Source organism: Hymenobacter aerilatus (genome assembly GCF_022921095.1).
In the GTDB taxonomy this organism is placed as follows: Bacteria; Bacteroidota; Bacteroidia; order Cytophagales; family Hymenobacteraceae; genus Hymenobacter; species Hymenobacter aerilatus.
Window position 1 is genome coordinate 3,043,028 of sequence record NZ_CP095053.1, and the last position, 19,618, is coordinate 3,062,645.

Annotated in this window: 18 protein-coding genes; 1 reads left to right on the top strand and 17 read right to left on the bottom strand. The window is 57.0% G+C overall.

Annotation, left to right across the window (positions count from 1 at the left end):
• Window positions 1-9: 9 nt before the first annotated feature.
• From MUN82_RS12730 to MUN82_RS12810, 17 genes are all read right to left on the bottom strand, one after another.
• Complete coding sequence (locus tag MUN82_RS12730; protein ID WP_245090970.1) at window positions 10-2,289, bottom strand: PASTA domain-containing penicillin-binding protein; 2,280 nt, start codon at window positions 2,287-2,289, stop codon at window positions 10-12.
• The gene (locus tag MUN82_RS12735) at window positions 2,286-2,987 is read right to left on the bottom strand and encodes an FtsL-like putative cell division protein (RefSeq protein ID WP_245090973.1); all 702 of its coding nucleotides are present in this window, start codon (window positions 2,985-2,987) and stop codon (window positions 2,286-2,288) included. Before MUN82_RS12735 ends, MUN82_RS12730 begins: the two co-directional genes overlap by 4 nt.
• A gap of 116 nt (window positions 2,988-3,103) precedes the next feature.
• On the bottom strand, window positions 3,104-4,039 hold the full coding sequence (rsmH, locus tag MUN82_RS12740) for a 16S rRNA (cytosine(1402)-N(4))-methyltransferase RsmH (RefSeq protein ID WP_245090975.1): 936 nt from the start codon (window positions 4,037-4,039) through the stop codon (window positions 3,104-3,106).
• Window positions 4,036-4,512: a division/cell wall cluster transcriptional repressor MraZ gene (gene mraZ, locus MUN82_RS12745; RefSeq protein ID WP_245090977.1), complete on the bottom strand. Its 477-nt coding sequence runs from the start codon at window positions 4,510-4,512 to the stop codon at window positions 4,036-4,038. The genes rsmH and mraZ overlap by 4 nt, the downstream gene beginning before the upstream one ends.
• Before the next feature lie 210 nt (window positions 4,513-4,722).
• Window positions 4,723-5,451 (bottom strand): fatty acid desaturase, encoded by a 729-nt coding sequence (locus MUN82_RS12750; RefSeq protein ID WP_245090979.1) that lies wholly within the window; start codon window positions 5,449-5,451, stop codon window positions 4,723-4,725.
• Between the two features lie 91 nt (window positions 5,452-5,542).
• A complete protein-coding gene (locus MUN82_RS12755) occupies window positions 5,543-6,391 on the bottom strand; it encodes a 4-hydroxy-3-methylbut-2-enyl diphosphate reductase (RefSeq protein ID WP_185284199.1) in 849 nt (282 codons plus the stop codon).
• 111 nt (window positions 6,392-6,502) lie between these two features.
• The gene (locus MUN82_RS12760; RefSeq protein ID WP_245090983.1) at window positions 6,503-7,690 is read right to left on the bottom strand and encodes a carboxypeptidase-like regulatory domain-containing protein; all 1,188 of its coding nucleotides are present in this window, start codon (window positions 7,688-7,690) and stop codon (window positions 6,503-6,505) included.
• A 108-nt stretch (window positions 7,691-7,798) separates the two neighbouring features.
• Window positions 7,799-8,269 (bottom strand): hypothetical protein, encoded by a 471-nt coding sequence (locus MUN82_RS12765; RefSeq protein ID WP_245090985.1) that lies wholly within the window; start codon window positions 8,267-8,269, stop codon window positions 7,799-7,801.
• A gap of 72 nt (window positions 8,270-8,341) precedes the next feature.
• Window positions 8,342-9,184, bottom strand: a complete 843-nt coding sequence (locus MUN82_RS12770; protein WP_245090987.1) for a phytoene/squalene synthase family protein — start codon at window positions 9,182-9,184, stop codon at window positions 8,342-8,344.
• A 103-nt stretch (window positions 9,185-9,287) separates the two neighbouring features.
• On the bottom strand, window positions 9,288-10,757 hold the full coding sequence (crtID, locus tag MUN82_RS12775) for a bifunctional phytoene desaturase/3,4-desaturase (RefSeq protein ID WP_245090989.1): 1,470 nt from the start codon (window positions 10,755-10,757) through the stop codon (window positions 9,288-9,290).
• A gap of 346 nt (window positions 10,758-11,103) precedes the next feature.
• On the bottom strand, window positions 11,104-11,619 hold the full coding sequence (locus MUN82_RS12780) for a sigma-70 family RNA polymerase sigma factor (RefSeq protein ID WP_185282819.1): 516 nt from the start codon (window positions 11,617-11,619) through the stop codon (window positions 11,104-11,106).
• A 278-nt stretch (window positions 11,620-11,897) separates the two neighbouring features.
• Window positions 11,898-12,812 carry a MerR family transcriptional regulator gene (locus MUN82_RS12785; protein WP_245090991.1) on the bottom strand — a complete coding sequence of 305 codons (915 nt, stop codon included), beginning with the start codon at window positions 12,810-12,812 and terminating at the stop codon, window positions 11,898-11,900.
• A gap of 110 nt (window positions 12,813-12,922) precedes the next feature.
• On the bottom strand, window positions 12,923-13,402 hold the full coding sequence (locus MUN82_RS12790; RefSeq protein ID WP_245090993.1) for a sterol desaturase family protein: 480 nt from the start codon (window positions 13,400-13,402) through the stop codon (window positions 12,923-12,925).
• Between the two features lie 119 nt (window positions 13,403-13,521).
• Window positions 13,522-14,334 (bottom strand): enoyl-CoA hydratase/isomerase family protein, encoded by an 813-nt coding sequence (locus MUN82_RS12795; protein WP_245090995.1) that lies wholly within the window; start codon window positions 14,332-14,334, stop codon window positions 13,522-13,524.
• A 175-nt stretch (window positions 14,335-14,509) separates the two neighbouring features.
• Window positions 14,510-16,747: a ComEC/Rec2 family competence protein gene (locus MUN82_RS12800; protein WP_245090997.1), complete on the bottom strand. Its 2,238-nt coding sequence runs from the start codon at window positions 16,745-16,747 to the stop codon at window positions 14,510-14,512.
• Between the two features lie 164 nt (window positions 16,748-16,911).
• On the bottom strand, window positions 16,912-17,343 hold the full coding sequence (locus MUN82_RS12805) for a GNAT family N-acetyltransferase (protein ID WP_245090999.1): 432 nt from the start codon (window positions 17,341-17,343) through the stop codon (window positions 16,912-16,914).
• Between the two features lie 102 nt (window positions 17,344-17,445).
• Complete coding sequence (locus tag MUN82_RS12810; RefSeq protein WP_245091001.1) at window positions 17,446-18,564, bottom strand: PhoH family protein; 1,119 nt, start codon at window positions 18,562-18,564, stop codon at window positions 17,446-17,448.
• Window positions 18,565-18,691: 127 nt separating this feature from the next.
• Between MUN82_RS12810 and MUN82_RS12815 the strand changes: the two genes are divergently transcribed.
• Window positions 18,692-19,486: an SAM hydrolase/SAM-dependent halogenase family protein gene (locus MUN82_RS12815; protein ID WP_245091002.1), complete on the top strand. Its 795-nt coding sequence runs from the start codon at window positions 18,692-18,694 to the stop codon at window positions 19,484-19,486.
• Window positions 19,487-19,618 lie beyond the last annotated feature (132 nt).

Sequence of the window (19,618 nt, forward strand, 5' to 3'; positions counted from 1 at the left end):
GGGCGCCGGTTAAGCTTTTGGTTTGGTTTCGGTCCGGCGCGGCGCCTGTTGAGTCAGAGACGACGGTGCCGCACGTTTTTTGGCTGGCTCGGCAGGATAAGTCACGGCCGGCTTGGGTTCGGCAGCTACCGTGGGTAGTAGCACCGGCACCATCTGCCGGCCAATAGGTGCCAGCTCCAGCACCACGGTAGTACCTCTTTGTAGGGCACTACCCGCAGCCAAAGACTGACGCTGTACGCGGCCCGTGCCCACAGTTTTCACGCGCAAGCCTCGGTTTTCCAGCAAAAATAAGGCATCGCGCAGTGTCATGCCCTGCACGTTGGGCACCCGGTCGCGCGATACGGGCTGTGCCACCACCGCCAGCTTGGCCGAGTCGCGGGCCGGCGTCACGCGTACCCAGTCTTCGGCTACCGCCTGCGGCGCGTCCATTCCTATCGAGAGTTTTTCGCACACCAATTGCAGTTCATCCTGCATGCCAGCGCGCACATAAGGCACCCGCGAGCGGGGGCCACTACCCCGTGCCAGCAAGGGCCGCTGGCTGGCCGCGTCGCGGGCCATGGCCTTATCGGCCACTTCGCGGAACACTGGCGCGGCCACCGTGCCACCGTATATACGGCCGCGGCGGGGCGAGTCAATTACTACAATGCAGCTGTATTTGGGCTTATCGGCGGGGAAATAGCCGCAAAAGCTGGTGGAATACATGCGGGTGTAGCGGCCATTTTTGAACTTCCAGGCAGTGCCGGTTTTGCCGGCAATACTGTAGTCATCGGTTTTGATGCCGCGGGCCGAGCCATTCAGCACTACCCCTTTCAGCATGGATTGCAGCTTGGCAACGGTTTTATCCGAACAGATTTTTGGATTCAACACCCGCGCATCAAAGCTCTCCAGCACCTTGTCGGCCTGCTTGATTTCTTTTACGATGATGGGCTCAATCTTCACGCCGTCGTTGGCAATAGCATTGTAAAACGCCAGCGTTTGCAACGGGGCCAGCTTCAGCTCGTAGCCGATGCTCATGGTAGAGAGGGAAGTACGGCTCCAGCTCCGGTCATTGGGGTCTTTTATATAGGGCCGTGCCTCGCCGGCCATCTGAAAGCCCAGCGGCTTATCTAGCCCGAAGCTCTTGAGGTGGTCGGTGTACTTCTCGGGGTTGGCCGAAAAATGGTCGTTGATGAGCTTCGCTACCCCAATGTTCGACGACTGCTCAATGGCCTTCTGAATAGTCACGCGGCCGTTGGGGTGGGTATCAGTTTTGATGGCGCCGGCAATCTTCATGGAGCCCGAGGTACCGGTGTTCACCGTGTCGGTCAACTCGATATCGGGGTCGTCCTCAAACAAGGCCATCATCGAAGCCAGCTTGAAGGTAGAACCCGGCTCGGTGCGGCCCTGGTCGGCAATGGCGTAGTTATAATTCTCGGTATACACGCCGTCGCCAATCTTGCCCAGGTTGGCAATGGCCTTGATTTCGCCGGTTTTCACCTCCATCAGCACCACGCAGCCGTACTGTGCATCGTTGTCTACTAACGACTTATACAAGGCGTTTTCGGCTACGTCCTGTAAGTTGATGTCGAGAGTTGTTCGGATATCGTAGCCGGCCTGGGCCTTCACTTCCGAGCCATCGTAGATGGGCTTGTTACCACCGGGTAGGCGCTCAAACAAGGCCTCACCGTCTTTGCCGGCCAAGCTGCGGTTGTAAGTAAACTCCAGCCCCGCACCATTCTTGTCTTCATTCAGGAAACCAATGGTGCGCTGGGCCAGCCCGCCAAACGGCCGGAAACGCTTGTCGACCTTCTCGAAAATAACGCCGCCTTTGTTTTTACCCAGCCGAAAAATGGGCCACGTGGCCAGCTGCTTTTTCTCCTGAAAATTGATCTGCCGCGAGTTCAACCGGATATAGCGCACCACGGGCGAAGCGTTGCGAGCATTTTTGAGCTTGCGGGCATATTCCTGCGCCGACTTATCCCCGAAAAAGCGCGAGAGCAGCAGCCCCAGCGAGTCGGCCTTAAGGCGCAATAGGTCTTTATCAACCACGCTCGGGTCCCAGGCTACCCGGTAAAAGGGTAGCGAGGTAGCCATGATGCTTTTGCCGTCGCCAGCCAGAATGGTGCCCCGCGTGGCAAATACTGGCTGGTACACCACCCGGCGCTCCTGCTCTAGTGCGCGCCACTTTGCTCCTTCCTCTTCCGACTGAATGCGCGACACCTTCCACACGATGGCCGCCGAAAACAGGCATACCCCCAGAAAGGCCAGGCGTACCCGCGTAACAATAGCTTTTTTTACGTTTCCCTTCATTTCTTCGCAGGCTTAGGGGTACGCGCTTTCGGAGCTTCAATCATGCGGGGCGCGCGGGCAGGTGCGGCCACGGAGTCGGGCGGCAGTGCGCCGGCTTCTTCCTCGGCGGCTAGGCGGGCTAGCGAGTCTGCTACAATCCGCGCGGCCATCGAGTCGGCCGTGATGACGGGTAGGCGGTCCAGCTGCGCCTCGTCCAGTCGGCCGGCTGGCACCTTGATGCGGAACGGCGGCGAAGAACTTTCTACCAATCCATAAGCCGCTACTTTACGGGCTACCTCACTTTGCTTGCTAGCCTCCATATAATCAGAGGAAAGGGTAGTGAAGTCGGCGCGTAAGTCTTCGGTTTCCAGCTTCAGCTTCTGAATATTGCGATTCATGCGCGTGGCATAGTGCGTATTGCCGATGTAGAGCAGCGTCAGGAACATCACGAACAGTACGTGCGGCAGATAGCGCACCGGTAGCCCTTCGCGGAACAGTCCGTCCATCCGCATCACGCGGTCTACTACCGTGAATACGCTCCAAGTGCTGACCGACCGGCGCGGGGCGCGGTAGGGCTCTGGCTCTTCCTCGGGCTCCGGTTCGGGCACGTGGATAGGCTCGGGCACTACCTCCGGCACAGGCATGGGCGCCGCCACCTCGCGCGGCACATTGGCGCGGGGAGGTGTTTTTTGCGGTGGTCTGACGGTATTAACGGCCATGATTTTAATTACTAATTAAGAATTAGAAATTAATAATTGACGCATAGCATATAGTATCACCGACAATTCACTCGGCGCACATTTCATAATAAAAACTGATAAGTAATTCTTCATTTCTAATTATTCATTTTTAACTCGGCAACACGGAGTTTAGCGCTCCGGGCACGGCTGTTTTCGGCAATTTCGGCGGCGGTGGCTTCTATGGGTTTGCGCGTGAGCACAGTGAAAGGTTGGTGCGTGTTGCCGAACAAGTCTTTTTCAACTTCGCCGAAAAACTTGCCTTTAGCGAGGTAGTTTTTCACCAGCCGATCTTCCAACGAGTGGTAGCTCATCACCACCAAACGACCGCCTGGGCGTAATACTTGCGCCGTTTGCAGGAGCATTTCCTGGAGAGCTTCCATTTCCTCGTTCACCTCGATGCGCAGGGCCTGAAATACTTGGGCCAGGTACTTATTCTCTTTGCCGCGGGGCGTGCAGGGGGCAATAGCCTTCTTTAGCTCGGCAATGGTGGTAATGGCCCTACCCCGGCGGGCGGCCACTACGGTAGCAGCCAGCGTGCGTGCATTCGTTACCTCACCATACATCCCAAAAATGCGGTGCAGCTCGGCCTCGGAGTAGTCCTGCACGATGTCGGCAGCAGTTTGGGCGGCTTCGGGGTTCATGCGCATGTCCAGTGGCCCGTCGAAACGGGTAGAGAATCCGCGCTCCGGCGTATCAAATTGGTGCGACGACACACCCAGGTCAGCCAACAACCCATCAACGGGTAGGGCGTCGTGGCGAGCCAGCTCGGCATGCAGGTCGCGGAAGTTGGCGCGAATGAAGGTGAACTGCGGCCGGGCCAGGCGGGCGGCTTCGGCCTCCGCATCGGCATCTTGGTCGAAGCTGTAGAGGTGGCCGGTGGTGAGGTGCTCCAGAATGCGCGCCGAGTGTCCGCCGCCACCAAAGGTAACGTCCACGTAGCGGCCACCGGGGCGCAGGTCGAGAGCGTCGAGGCACTCGCGCAGCATCACGGGGCGGTGGTAGGCGGTATCGTTGGGGTAGGAAGTGCTCATGCAGCAAGCGGGTTGGTAGAGGCCGCGTCGGGAGTGGTCAGGAATTTTTGGGCCAGCTTGGAGAAGCTTTGCTGATCTTTGATGAGGAAGTTGTCGTAGCGCTCGGGGTCCCAGATTTCGCACCGGTTGCCGATGCCCACAATAATGGCTTCCTTCTCGATGCCGGCGTAGCGCAGCATGGTACGCGGCAGCATAAACCGGCCGATGCTGTCCAACTCTACCTCCGTCATGCCCCGTAAAAAGTTGCGCTGAAACTGGCGGTATTCCTCGTTGAACTCGTCCAACGCCATCACCTTCTCATGAATCACACGCCACGCCGAACGTGGGTAGAGCACCAGACACGGCTCGAAACCGCGCACCAGTATTAACTGGTTACCAGTTTCCTCCGGTAGGCTACCCTTCACCTTAGCCGGCAGCACCAGGCGCCCTTTCGGGTCCAGCTTGCATTCATATTCGCCGGAGAGAAGGTTCATGGCATTGCCTGGCGTCGTTTCAGGGATACTAGCAAAAGTACGGATTGCCTGGGAAAAGCCCACCACCATTTACCATTTTCTACCACCATAGTAAATAGGGCTTTTCAGCGCATTTAAGCAGTTTATCAACTTCCCTACCGCAAAAAGCAAAGCGGCGCTACTGATTGGTAGCGCCGCTTTGACAAAATGGCAGACGTTTATTATGCAGACTTATTTCGTGCGCCACAGGCGCCACCAGGGTAGGTAGGGCTGATCGTGGTGCTCGTAGTGGTAACCGAAGAAGTAGCAGCTTACAAAAGCCCACAAATGGTGGCGCAACTGCGTGCGCGACTTGTGTGGGTTATCGGGGGCGTGCTCGCCCCGGTGCGGCAGGTAGGTCCCAAAGAAGAACAATTGTAAGGTAGCCAGCACGGCCGGTATCATCCAGAACACAATAACGTTCTCCTGCGGAAACCACAGCTTCAGCACGTTATACGTCGCGGCCATCAGCACTACCTGCCACCAGGTCACGTAGTTCCATGCAAAGCGAACGAACCAGAACAGGAAGTCGGGATGCTCGCCGTCGTGGTAATCAGGGTCGTCGGGGGTAGCTACGTGGCGGTGGTGCTGATGGTGCTTGGGCAGCATCCTAGGAAACCAGTTGTAAGCAAACAGCAGCGCGGCGACGGTGCCAATGGCGTTGTTCAGGCGCGAGTCGGGGCTCACCACACCGTGCATGGCGTCGTGGGCCGTAATGAACAACCCGGTATAGAGGTGCATCTGCACCAGCGCCAGCAGGTAGGGCCAGGGCGTGCGCCAATCGGGTTGATAGTAGGCCAGCAGGTAGGTCAGTAAACCAGCCCACATCGCCATAATTAACAACGCAATGCTTACCCCCTTATACCCCACAGATGTAGGTTTCAGGCGCTTTTGGGTGGGTAGAGCAGCAGTTGTCGACATAAGGTTTTCGGCAGAGACACGCGAAAGTAACACCAGAGCGGCCGGCGGGCGTTCAGAAAATCACTCCTCTACTTCGTCGCTTCATCACTCGCTAGAGTCGCAGCAGCGTGTCGCGCACTTTTTCCATCAGCCACATGGGCGTGCTGGTAGCGCCGCAAATTCCAATCGACTGCCCCGGCCGGAACCACTCGGTTTGCAGTTCCTCTACTTTCGATACAAAGTGCGTGTTGGGGTTGGTTTCAAGGCACACGTGGTAGAGCACCTTGCCGTTGGAGCTTTTGGTACCCGACACAAAAATCACTTGGTCAAACTGCGCAGCAAACCGGCGCAGGTCTTTGTCGCGGTTGCTCACTTGCCGGCAAATTGTGTCGTTGGCATTCACCGTGTGGCCGCGCTGCTCCAGCTCACCCTTGATGCGGTAGAAGCTGTCGGTGCTCTTGGTGGTCTGGCTGTAGAGCGTGATGTTGTCGGGCAGCTCGTGGCGCAGTAGCTCGTCGAGGTTTTCAAACACCACCGCTTCGCCGCCGGTCTGGCCCAGCAGTCCGCGCACCTCGGCGTGGCCGTGCTTGCCGTAGATGAAGATTTTATCCTTCTTATCGAAGCTAGCCTTGATGCGGTTTTGCAGCTTCAGTACCACCGGGCACGAGGCGTCAATCAGCGTCAGGTTATTTTCCAGCGCCATCTGGTAGGTGGCGGGTGGTTCGCCATGGGCCCGGATGAGCACGGCCTCGCTACGTAGAGTAGCAAAGGTGTCGTAGTCGATGATGCGCAGGCCGCGCTGGCGCAGGCGCTCTACTTCTTCATCATTGTGCACAATGTCGCCCAGGCAATATAGATAGCCTTGCTCGTCAAGCAGGTCCTCGGCCATCTGAATGGCATAGATTACGCCGAAACAAAAGCCGGAATTGGGGTCGATACGGACGCTCAGGTGGTGCGGCATAGCTTTCGGAATAACCGCAAAAACCGACAGAAGGTTACAGTGCGGCACAGGATCCGGGAAAAGATACGCAAACTCATCCTTTCGAGCTGCAAAACCCGCGCATTTTCAGCGTTATAAGCGGCCGAACACCCGGCGCCCCTCAAAGGAGCGAATCACGCTTTCCTCCACTGGACTAGCCCGGATAATCTCGTTTTCCTGCCAGAACCGAGCATTATACGGCCGGTTTTGCAGGGTTTGCAGATCATCTGTGCTGTGCTTCACCCGGCCGTAGCTCTGGCCAGGTAGGCGTCCGGTGTATTGATACAATAGCAGGTAGGCCGATAGTGCAGACTGAACGGGCGGTTTGTTGCCGGCCTGCATCGTTACGGCCAGCTCGCCCCGGGTGCTGGTCAGGCGAGTAAGCGAATCGGCCACCGGCGCAAAGTCCGACACCAGCCGCAACGAGTCCGATAATGGCTGAAAACCCTTCGAAAACGTCAGCATAGAACCCAGGCGCAGGCGCAACTCCTGGCGGCGCAAGGCAGCCGTCTGCTGGTCGAGGTAGAGCGTGCCGGCGGGCGCGGGCTTGTCCAATCCTGGCCGCGGCTGAAAGTCGATAACGGCGGTTTCGCGTCCGTTTTCGGTCTGGATTTCGCGTAGCGCAAACGTGAACCGTTTGGCAGCATCTGCAGCCAACGGCAGGTACATGCTTCCCCGCTTAGGATGCCGAGTGAAGGTAGGTAGCCGCATCAGGGTAGAGAAGTTCTTCATGTGAAACGGCCCTGCCACCGCCGCGTAGCGCGACTCGCCCAGCTCCCACCCTACTATCTTCTGCGGCGTTAGCTCCACGTCATAAAAGGCATCCGACAGCTCATCGTAGGTGCCGTTGGTGCGGGTTTTCTGGCGGTAGAAAGCCTTGCCGTAATACGTATCGTTTTCATGGCGAGCTAGCTTGGCGTAGGCACGCTGCACCAGATCTTCGGCCACGCGCTGGGGGTTGCGCACCACTACCTCGGGCAGCTGCACGGTGCTGGGGGGTAGGGTGATGGTGAGCGGCGCGGCCGAAGCAGCCACCACCTCCGTGCGGGCGTAGCCAATGCTCAGCACTACCAGCCGCTGCGGCAGCACAGGCACGGTCAGGCTGAACTCCCCTACCTCATTGGTAGCAGTACCTGCTGCTCCATCGGGTAGGGCCACGCTGGCGTAGGGCACGGGCTGATGCTGGGCATCTTCCACCTTCCCCGTGAGGCGGATGCTCTGGCTGAAGGCAGTGTATGAAGCAAATAACAGGTAGCAGACTACAGACGCCCTACGCAGCATAGCAATAGCAAATTGAGAAGCAGATGAGAAGATTCTCGCTCTAAACAAAAGAAGCTCCAAACAGGAGCTTCCAGATACAGTACGGTGAGCGTTGAGCAGTAAACTGCGCTACAACGAGGTCAACCGCTCGGCATCGGGGCCGGATATATGGCCGCGTTCCACCATAAAGTCGCGCACCAGGGTAAACGACTCGTTATCCATGCCGGAGCTGGGGTGTTGCAGTAGGGTGCGTACCAGAAACTGCCGGTCATCGTCGACGTGCTGGCTGAGGCCGAGGAAGGCGGGCAAGTTGCTTTCCACACTCAGGCGCAAGAAGCGAATTTCGGCGTTATCGTCGTCGCGGCGCACGGCTTCGTCAAACAGCTTGGCAGCCTGCTGCACGTAGGTGAGCTTGTTGAACATAGACGCGTCGCGGGCGCGAATGGCTTCGGCAGCCGCCTTGTAGGCCAGCACTACAGCATCGTGCTGGGTGTAGGCGGCCATCAACTGATGAAACTTCTCGCCACCTTCTTTGCTAGCAGCGGCTTGCTGATACTGGCGGCGTAGGTTGGCAACGGAGTAAGGGTTAGCGTCGGACACGAGACTGGAAAGGGTAAGAAACAAAGTGAGACAGAGCGGCAGCAGAATCTTCACGTGGTGCAGAGTTGGTGACTAGATAGCCCGGAGGCGGTAGCGAAAGTACGAACCCAGCAGCAAAAGCATCTTAGTATTGTTAGGTACGCGCACTCGCTCACCCAAGATATGGGTGGCCGGCAGCTGCCTAATTTTGTAAAAAAGCTTCAGGTAGTAGACATACGCTAGGTATACGCCCAGCCGCGCCGCACGCGGCAGCTGCACAATGCCTGCGTAGCCGGCCTCGAAATCGGCCAGAATATCTTCCTCAATTTCACGCTTCACCTGGTCGTCGAACCGCTCGTATTGCACGCCGGGGAAGTACACGCGGCCCCGGTCTTCGTAGTCGGAACGAATATCACGCAGGAAGTTCACCTTCTGAAATGCCGACCCCAGCCGCCGCGCTGGTTCGCGCAGGCGCTCGAATAGCGCCTTGTCGCCCTCACAGAAAATGCGCAGGCACATCAGCCCTACTACCTCCGCCGAGCCATAGATATACTCTTGGTAGAGCGACTGGTTATAGCTCTGGTCTTCCAGGTCCATCTCCATACTGCGCAAGAACGCGTCGATAAACTCTTGGTCGATACCATAGCGGTGCACCATGAGCTGAAACGCGTGCAGAACTGGGTTCAGACTTAACCGCTCGCGCAGAGCCTCGTCGGTCTGCCGTTTAAAGTCCTGAAACAGCGCGGCTTTATCGTGCCTATGAAACGTGTCCACAATTTCATCGGCCCAGCGCACAAACCCATACACCGCGTACACAGGCAAATGGAAACGCTTGTCGAGCGTCCGGATGCCCAGCGTAAACGAGGTGCTGTAGCGCGTGGTAATCAGCTTACTACACGCCAGCGTGGTTTGATCAAAAAGGGCAACGTGGTTCACTTAAGGTACTTAAGAAGTATGAAGTAAAAAGTAGAACGTCATTTCTTTCGTTAGTCGAAATGACGTTCTGCGGAAAGAACGTTCGGCATTAAGGTCTTCCACCCTACCCGCCAAAATCCTTTTCAATCTCCCTGGCTACTACCTGGCCCGAGATGAGCGAGGGCGGCACGCCGGGGCCAGGCACGGTAAGTTGGCCTGTAAAATACAAATTGCTGACTTTCTTGCTTTTCAGAGCAGGTTTCAGAATGGCAGTCTGATCAAGTGTGTTGGCCAGACCGTAGGCGTTGCCCTTGTAGCTGTTGTAGTCCTGGATGAAGTCGCGGTGGGCGTAGCTGCGCCGGAACACTACCGCGTCGCGGATGCTTTGGCCGCAGTGCTTTTCCAGGCGCTCCATGATAAGGTGGTAGTACCGCTCGCGGGTTTCCTCGGTGTCGTCGAGGTTGGGGGCCACGGGAATCAGCAGGAACAGGTTTTCGCTACCCTCCGGTGCTACGCTGGGGTCGGTTTGGGACGGGGCCGAGGCGTAGAACAGCGGCCGGGTAGGCCATTGGGGCTGCTCGTAAATCTCGTGCGCGTGCCGGCCGAAGTCCTCATCAAAGAATAGGTTGTGGTGGCGCAGGTTGTCGAGGCGCTTGTTTACGCCCACATAAAACAGCAACGACGAGGGCGCCAGCGTGCGTTTGTTCCAGTACCGCTCGGTGTAATTGCGGTGGTCGAAGGCCAGCAGGTGCTGCTCGGCGTGGTGGTAGTCAGCGCCGGCTACTACCGCGTCGGCCGGCCGGAAATCGGTGGCGGTGCGCACGCCGGTGGCGCGGCCGTTTTCCACTACAATTTCCTCCACGGCTTGGCTGTACTCAAACTGCACGCCCAGCTCCTGCGCCAGTTGCACCATACCTTCCACAATCTTGTGCATGCCGCCCATGGGGTACCAGGTGCCCAGCGAGAGGTCGGCGTAGTTCATGAGGGAGTAGAGCGCAGGCGTATTTTGCGGGGTAGCGCCCAGAAACAACACCGGAAACTCTACCAACTCCAGCAGGCGCGGATCTTTGAAGAACTTGCGCACGTGCTTGTGCATACTTTGCAGCAAATCGAGGCGCAAGGCATCTACCAACAGGTGCGGCTTGGCAAACTCCAGCACCGAACGGCCGGGCATGTGCACAAATTTGTGCATCCCTACCTCGTATTTGTAGGCAGCCTGCCGCAAGAACTCGTCTAGCCGCGCGCCGCTACCCGGCTCAAACCGCTCAAACAACGCCCGCAACTCCTGCATAGCCGCCGGAATATCCACTGCCTCGCCCCCCCGAAACACTACCTGGTAAGAAGGGTCCAGCCGCACCAGCTCGTAGTAATCCGATACTTTTTTGCCGAAACGGCCAAAGTATTGCTCAAACACATCGGGCATCCAGTACCAACTAGGACCCATATCAAAGGTGAAGCCCGCCGACCGGAACTGGCGGGCACGGCCGCCAGGGCTTTCGTTTTTTTCCAGCACCGTGACCTGGTGGCCCTGTTGTGCCAAGGAGGTAGCAGCTGCCAGGCCAGCAAAGCCGGCTCCAATTACAAGTACATTCATTATCGCAGATTGTGCAGATTGAGCGGATTTTCGCAGATGCAGGCACGAGTCGCTCCGCTCCGTCTCGCTACTCCGATACGGAAGCCCGCCCAACTCGTTCCGCCCTACCCTGTTCAGCTTGCAACAAACATACGCCCTACCCTCCCAACTTCAGCTAAAAGCAATCCCTCCTACCCTACAACATCCCAAAGGCTGGGCTAAGAAGCGAAACAGGTATACGTAACGGCTGCAGCCGCGAAATCCTGTCCATTTGCAACAAAAAAACGGGCCGCGAACAACGTGACTTGCGTCAACACTGTTTGCGACCCGCTATACGCCCGGGGCAGTTGTACTCTCTCCCTATTCCCTACACGCCGGGAGCGTATACCTTTAATGCGTCCTTCAATTCCTTCCGGGCAATGTGAATCCGGTTTTTAACCGTGCCAATCGGAATCTGAAGCTTCTCGGCTATTTCCAAGTATTTATAGCCGATGTAATACATCATAAACGGGGTGCGGTAATCGGCAGGGAGGTTGCCGATGGCCTCGTTGATATCTGTTACTACGAAATCTGAGCTGGCGCCGTTGTGGGTAATGTAATTTTCGTCGGTGTTGAAATACTGAAAATACTCCGTGCTGTCAATATTGCTATTGCGCTTGGTAATCTTGTTGTAGTTGTTGATGAAGGTGTTGCGCATGATGGTGTACAACCATGCCTTCAGGTTGGTGCCCGCCTTGAACTTGTCCTTGTTCAGCAACGCTTTCAGCAAAGTTTCTTGCACAAGATCCTTCGCGTCGTCAGCGTCGCGGGTCAGGTTCATCGCCACGGGCTTTAGAGAGTAAGAAATCTTCTGTACTTGGTTGGTGAATTCCAAAGAGGTCATACTGTTTAGCTTTTCGTGGCAAAAAGTTAAACAAAGATACGGGAGAAATTAAAAGTTGTGCGCAATTGATCAAAAATAATTTTGATTACTTCCAAACAACGCGCCCAGCGGCATTCTAAGCGTACGAATCTGTTGATTTTCAGGCCATCATCTGAGCCCCTAAAAAGTACAGGCCCTTCTTCTGTCGCCAGAAAAAGGGCCTGTATGCGGTCAGGGGGAAGAAAAACGCCGTGTTAAAAAATTATGACTTCTGCGTAACTCGCTTAGTCAGCTTCTACTCAGCTCAGAACTTCCGTAGGCTCTGGGTGCAGACTTAAGGAATTTGCTAAGGCCAGAAAATCGGTCATGAGGCGGAGTTGTACCGCGTTGCCAGGTAGTTGCAGGCACTCGCGCTGCACCAGTGGCCCATACAAAAACAAGGGCGTGTGCGGACTGATGCGGGCCAGTTCCTCCACAAAGCTCTGCACCTGGTCGCGCTCCGGTACCGATGTGAGTACCGTGCATAAGGTATAAGGCTGGTAGGCCTCGCACACCGCTGCCAGCTCCTTCACGGGTAGGTTTTGGCCCAAGTACAATACATGATGCTGCCGCGCCCGCAAGGCGTAGCTCATAAACAATAACCCCAACTCGTGCAGCTCGCCCTGGGGCAAAAACAGCACCCAACGCCGGGCCGCTGTCGGTGCCACGTAGGGTAGGGCATCAATAGCGGCCACCATTTTTTGTCGTATCAGGTTGGCTACCAGATGCTCTTGCGCCGGATTGATGGTTCCTACCTGCCACATAATTCCTACCCGCCGCAGAAACGGATACAGTACATGCAGCATGGCCTCTTCGAAACCCAGTTGGTCGAGAGCAGCAGCTATTTGCCGTTGCAACTGGGGCTCGTCCATGGCTACGGCGGCGGCCAGCAGGGCATTCACCTGTGGTAGATAGTCCTGACCCTCCTCGCCGCACTGCATCACGGCCTGGCACAGCTCCTGCTCCGAGAGTTGGGCCACGCGCGAAATGCGGTGCCCGCGATTGCACAGCGTAGCCACATTCAACAGGCGGCGCAGGTCGCTCTCGCAATACGTCCGGATGTTGGTGGAAGTACGCACCGGTCGCAGGATACCATAGCGCTGCTCCCACATCCGAATGGTGTGTGCTTTTATACCGGAGAGATTCTCCAGGTCGCTGATTGAAAACTTCCCCACGACTGTTTCTAATTAATAATTACGAATTGATAATTATTAATTTTTATTCTATTATTTGTTCGTTCTGCAATGTATTAACCTTGTACACCAGCAAAGGTTTTAATTACTAATTATTCATTAATAATTACCTTCTTCCGTTGACGCGCCATCTCCAAGTATTTTGGCGACACCCACAATAGGCCAAATTCCACGGAGCCGTCGCGGCCGGTGGTTTTGTGATGCATTTTGTGAGCCATATTCAGCGCCCGCAAGTAGGTGTTTTGTGACTTGCGCCAAAACCGCAGGCGACCGTGAATCAGCACGTCGTGCACGAAAAAATACACGGTGCCGTAGACTGCAATGCCTACTCCTACCCAAAACCACCACCGCTGGCCGTTGTCGCCGGTGATGATGAGCGCCGCCGACAGGCCACCGTAGAGCAGAAAGAACAGGTCGTTGTGTTCAAAGGGGCGTGGGCTGGGCCGCACGTGGTGCGAGCGGTGCAAAAACCACAAGGGTCCGTGCTGCACAAATTTGTGCATGAACCACGCCCAAAACTCCATTCCCAAGAAAGTAGCTGTCGTTACGGCCACGGCTGCCAGCGTTGTCATAAGGGGGTAACTTGCTTCGTGAGCGTTTGTTTTGAGCAGTTTTGCTTACCCTGGCAAAAGTACAGTGCTTCGGCTAGTGTTCTGCTTGCTATTTTGCCTTGTCAAGAAAAAAGAGCCGCTTAGTTTTCCCAGTTTATTTTCTCCCGATTTAAAAAAGCTGCAATGCCCCGGCGGCAGTCTAGGGAGCCGCGGGCCTCGGCGTTGAGTTGCGCTACGTAGCGCAGGCTGTCCTCCAGCGGCATTTCGGGGAGGCGGGACAGCATCTCTTTGGTCATTTCCATGCTTTGCGCCGAATTCTCGACGCACAGGCGGCGAGCAAATTGCTCTACCTGCTCATCTAGCTCCTGTGCCGGGGCCAAAAAGCTGACCAGTCCTACCTCCTGCGCCCGCGCAGCAGAAATGGCATCCCCGGTCAGTAGCAGTTGCTTGGCGTGGCTCTCGCCTACCTTGCGCAATAGAAACACGCTCACAATGGCGGGCAGAAAGCCTATTTTCACCTCGGTGTAGCCAAACCGGGCTTCGGGCACGGCAAAGGCAAAGTCGCAGACGGTTACTAGGCCGCAGCCACCGGCCAGCGCGTGGCCCTGCACCTGCGCAATAACTACCTTATTAAGCGTATAGATCTGGTGAAACAGCTGCATGAGGTGGGTGCTGTCGGCTAGATTATCGGTGTAGCCGAAGCCTTGCAGCTCCTGGATGTAGGCCAAGTCGGCGCCGGCGCAAAACACGTTGCCCGCAGCCCGCAGTACAATCACTTTGCAGTTTTCGTCTTCCTCGGCGGTGTCAAACGCCAGCTTCAGCTCAGTTACCATCTCAGCACTGAGGGCGTTGCGCTTCTCCGGCCGGTTCAGGGTGATATAGCCGATGGCCTCGCGGCACTCGTACTGAATATAGCGCAAGGCTTCCAGCTCCTCGGTAAGTATAGTATCCATGGCAGGCGGGGCTAAGCTAGTGAAAGAGCGGCCGTCCACCTGACGCATTACAGGCTCGACTGCTCCGAAATTCGCAGGGCAGTAAAACCAAACGTAACGAAAAGAAGGCAACCGTGAAACTATATAGCGCAAGTCAGATAGCCTGGGTTGCGCGGTAGCTAGCCTACCCCTCTTTTCAAGGAAGCTGAACAGTATAGGCGCCCTGAGCCGTAACATCGTGTGGCCGGAAACCGGCGGCCCGCAGCACCGAGTCCTGCCGCGCTACGTACCATGACCGGCACGACGAATCGAACACCACCTGCGCTTGCCGGCCAAACACGGCGGCCAACACCTCGGGCGCTACGCGGGCATTACGGCGCAGCACCACCACGTCTACCGGTTGCGGCCGGGTAGCGCTGCTCAACTTGCCCGACACAAAAGCCAAGCGCACGCCCCGCCACACGCTCAGCACTAGATTTTTGTCGGCCGCTACGGCCGGTACTGGTGCCCCGCGCCAGCCGGGGTGGTAGGCAACCTGACGCGCCTCACGCTGGATGATGCCGGGCACGATGCGGTAGGTGCGCTCGGTTTCGGTGAGGGGCAGGGAATCAGAGGTGATGATGGTAGCCGCCGCGCCTTGCCAGAAACCTACCACCGAGCGGCGCGGAATACTGTAGATGATTAGACGCTCATCCGGGGCGAGTTCGTGAGCCGCCCACACGCGGTTGCCAGCAAATACGCCCAGCAAAGCACAGGCAATGCCCAGCCACGCCAGCCGCCGCGCGGCAAAAAAGATGAGTAACGTCAGAATCACCGCAAAAATCAGCCACGCTTGCAACGCCGTGATGTGAATGCCCGCGATGAGGGCGCCGGGTAGGGCACGGCCAATCCAGAAGATGTACTCGTTGAAGAACCAGATCATCCACTCAAACACCCACGCCACCGCGCGTGGCACCCAGTCCAGCGCCGGCGCGGCGGCGGGTAGGGCTAGTGCCAGCAAGGAAGTCAACCCCTTCACCACCAGCAGCACAATGCCCACGTACACCGCACCCGAGGAAATAGGCACCGCAATCAGGTTAGACAGCAGAAAGCTGAGCGGAAACTGATGAAAATAAAATAGCCCCAGCGGAAACGTAGCCACCTGCGCTGCCAGTGAAAGGGCCGTAGCCTGCCAGGTGGCGTCGAGTAATCGGCCTGCGCCACGCCACGCTTTTTGCTGCCACTGCGGCTGCCAGGGCCGCAGATGGCTCAGTGCCCAGTCGCGCAAATCGAACCACCCGGCAATGCGTGACTGCAAATACACAATGCTGAGCACAGCCAGAAACGACAGCTGAAAGCCTACATCCACCAGCAGGTAGGGATTGTAGCAGAGCAACACAAAGGCCGCCAACGCCAGCGTGTTATACATGCTGCTTTGCCGGTCCAATGCTCGCGCCACAATGATGAAGGAGAACATCACCGCCGCCCGCAGCACCGATGCCGATAGGCCCGTCAGGAAGGCGTAACTCCAGATAACAGCCAAGCCCAGCAGCGCCGATACCAGCCGAAAAAACGGCCCACGCCTACCCGGAACCAATGTCAGCAACCACGATACGGCCCCAAACAGCAACCCTACCTGCAACCCCGACACGGCCATGATGTGCGTGGTGCCCGTGTTGGCGTAGGCCTGTTGGGTTTGCTGATCCACGTCATCCTTGATACCCAGCACCAGCGCCGCCGCCAGGGCGTATTCGCGCTTACTGTGCACGTACTGTTTGAATACGCCTTCAATGGCGCGGGCGGCGCGCAAGCTCACAGCCACCAACGCATTAGGCGGCGCCACGTCCGTTTTCAGGTACTGATCGGTGTGCACGAACTGCTGATGATATACCTGATGGTAGGCTAGGTAGCGGCGGTAGTCAAACTCGCCAGGGTTGAGAGGAGCCTTGCTGGGCGAGGGCGCTCCGCGCACCAGCCACACGTCGCCGTAGCGCGGCAGGGCCACTTCCCTACCCTGCTCTGTGCGCGGAACCGAGACCCGAATACCGCCCGTGGCCGGCCGCCACTGCCCCGCCACCCGCACCGCCTGCACACGCACGGTAGTAGCATAGGTAGAGGGCCGCACCACAGCGGGCTCATCCACTACAGCCCGGTAAAACTCAATGTGGTTACCGAAGCGGTAGAGATGGTCAGCACGGCGCGACTCGGTGGCGTGCTGCGTGAGCGTGAGGCCGGCCACGTACAGCACCACCAGCGCTAGCAAACCCGCCGCATCGGTAGGGCCGGGGGTAGGCTGACGAGCCGCCCAAATCTGAAATACGATGTAACTGAAAACCAGCGCTAACAACAGCCACTGCAACGCCGGCAATGCGGCGCCCACATATAAGTACGTGAGAATACCAGCCGCCAACGCCAACGTTAGGCGCACGAAGGCAACAGGAGCCCAATGCAGCATATAACACGCAGGATAAAGTGAGTAGAAAATCGATTACATAATCCGATAGGACGCTAGCTATTGTATAAAAAATATGCCATTCAACAAGCAAACGAGGAATCTGAGGCAGCAATAGCCGCAACCTCAGATTCCTCGTCTTTGCCTATGCACAGCATAACGCGCGGTTATTTCCGCAATTCCATTTTGTAGTGCTCAATGTCGCATTCCGAGAACTGTTCGCCTACCTTCTCAAACCCGTGCCGCTCGTAGAAGCGTACGGCCGGCAGTTGGGAATGCAGGTACACCGTAGCGTTAGGATGAGCCGCTTGTACATCGTGCAGCACGGCGCGCAACAAGGTGGCACCGGCCTCTTGGTTGCGGTAGCTGGCCAACACGGCAAAGCGTTCCAGTTTCACGCCCTTATCTGTGGGGCGCCAGCGGGCGGCGCCGCAGGGCGTGCCGTCGGCCGATGTAGCTAGGTAGTGGGTAGCGTCGGAGCGGTCGTGCTCGTCGTACTCGGCATCGGGCGGTACGCCCTGGCCTTGCACAAACACAATTTCGCGGATGTTGAGTGCCGCGGCTATATCTTCGGGAGTAGTGACTTGTTGGGCGGTCATAGAGGGATGGGAAGGTGAAACGATAAACAGCAAATAAACGGGTTCTTGCAAAGAAAAAGCGGCCAGAACTAATCCGGCCGCTTTTCTCTGCAAAAGCATTCTTTACAACTGCTGTTCGTGGTTCACAGGTAAGTCCTGCATGCCGTCGTCCTCAGGGCGGGCGTCGGGGTGGCGGGCTGGGTCAGCGGTTTCCCGTGCGAAGCGGGGCTGGCCGTTGCGGGGCGTGTACTCGCGCGGTGGGCGGTTGGCCTGCTCGCGCTGCTGCTGCACGTCGAACTTGTCGTAGGCCTGCACGATTTCCTTCACCAGTTTGTGGCGCACTACGTCGTCGGCACTCATCTCCACAAAGCCGATGCCCTGCACACCTTTTAGGATATCCAAGGCCTGCATCAGCCCCGATTTCTGCTTGGTGGGTAGGTCAATCTGGCTCCGGTCGCCGTTCACCATTACCTTGGCCGAGGGCCCCATACGGGTCAGGAACATTTTCAGCTGCGAGGGCGTGGTGTTTTGGGCCTCGTCCAGCAGCACAAAGGCATTGTTGAGCGTACGGCCGCGCATGTAGGCCAGCGGGGCAATTTCGATGATTTTGTTTTCCTGGTAGAACTTCAGCTTTTCGGGCGCAATCATGTCCTCCAGGGCATCGTAGATCGGGCGCAGGTAGGGGTCTACCTTCTCCTTCATATCGCCGGGTAGAAAGCCCAGGCTTTCGCCGGCCTCCACCACAGGGCGCGAAATGATGATCTTCTTGACCTCTTTATTCTTGAGCGCCCGCACCGCCAGCGCCACCGATACATAAGTTTTGCCCGTACCGGCCGGCCCCAGCGCAAAGGTCAGGTCGTGCTTCATTACCGTATCCACCAGCTTCTGCTGGTTGGGCGTTTTGGCTTTGATAACACCTCCTTTAGCCCCAAACACAATCACGTCGGCAATGGGCGCCGTGGCCATGATGCGCTCCTGCTGCTCGTCGTCTACAGCCCCAATATATTCGGTCACGGTGCGGTCCGTAATCTGGCCGTATTGGTGGTAGTGCTCAATGAGTCCCGATAGGATTTCGTTGATGCGGGTAATCACGGGCGTTTGGCCCTGAATCTTAATTTCGTTGCCGCGGGAAATGATTTTACTACCCGGAAAGGCAGCCGCGAGTTGACGGATATTCTGGTTGTCGGGCCCCAAGAAATCAATCAGGGACACGTTTTCGAGCGTGATGACTTTCTCGACCAAATCAGGAATTTTTAAAGGGATGGGAATACATGAAAAGCAATATCGGCTGTCGGTTTCCACCGAAAAGGCCTACTTTTGCCGCCCCCGCAGGGGCTAAGCAATAGTACGAATAACTCAGGATTTAGGCATGGGGTTGATTACGTTTCTGTCTGACTTCGGCTACCGTGACCATTACGTGGCGGCGGTGAAGGCGCGGATGCTGCAGCTAGCCCCCACACAGGCGGTGCTCGACATCAGCCACGCCATTGAACCCTTTAACATCGCGCACGCCGTTCACGTTCTCCAATCGGTGTTTCGGGATTTCCCGACAGGCACGGTGCACCTCATCGGCGTCAACGATTTGGGTAGCGCACAGCCCGCCTGGCACGCTGCCAGCTATGAGGGACACTACTTTGTGGTAGCCGACAACGGCATTCTATCGCTGCTCACCGAAGGCCGCCCCGAGGAAGTGGTGCGCCTGCAAGCCATAACTCCTACCCCCTCCCCTACCCGCGACATCCTAGCGCCAGCGGCCGTGCACCTGGCACAGGGCGGGCAACTCGCCGACCTCGGGCAGGAAACCGCCACGTTCCGCTCGTTGGTAAACCGGCAGCTGCGCCTGCAAGATCACCGCATTACGGGGCACGTGGTACACGTCGACCACTACGGCAACCTGATTACCGACATCACACGCACAGCTGTGGAGGCCGTAGGACACGGCCGCGTGGGCACCGTCCGCTTTGCCCGCGAGAGCGTGCAAGAGTTGCACCTACATTACCAAGCAGCTCCGCCCGGCGATGTAGCGTGCATATTCAACAGTCAGGATCAGCTTTGCATTGGTATCAATCAGGGCAATGCGGCCGAGTTGCTAGGTCTGTATTTCGACTCACAAATAGAGGTTCACTTCCCATCGGAAGTTTCTATCCCGGAGCTAAAAGTCTAATTTCTGACTAGAAATGATCTTTTTTATTTATTTTTATATTATGTTAACTAGGAATGATTGACAAAAGGTTGACGCTCTAGCTTAAGAAATGAGACTATACCCTACCCCGTCGAAACCCGCAGCAGGTAGGCT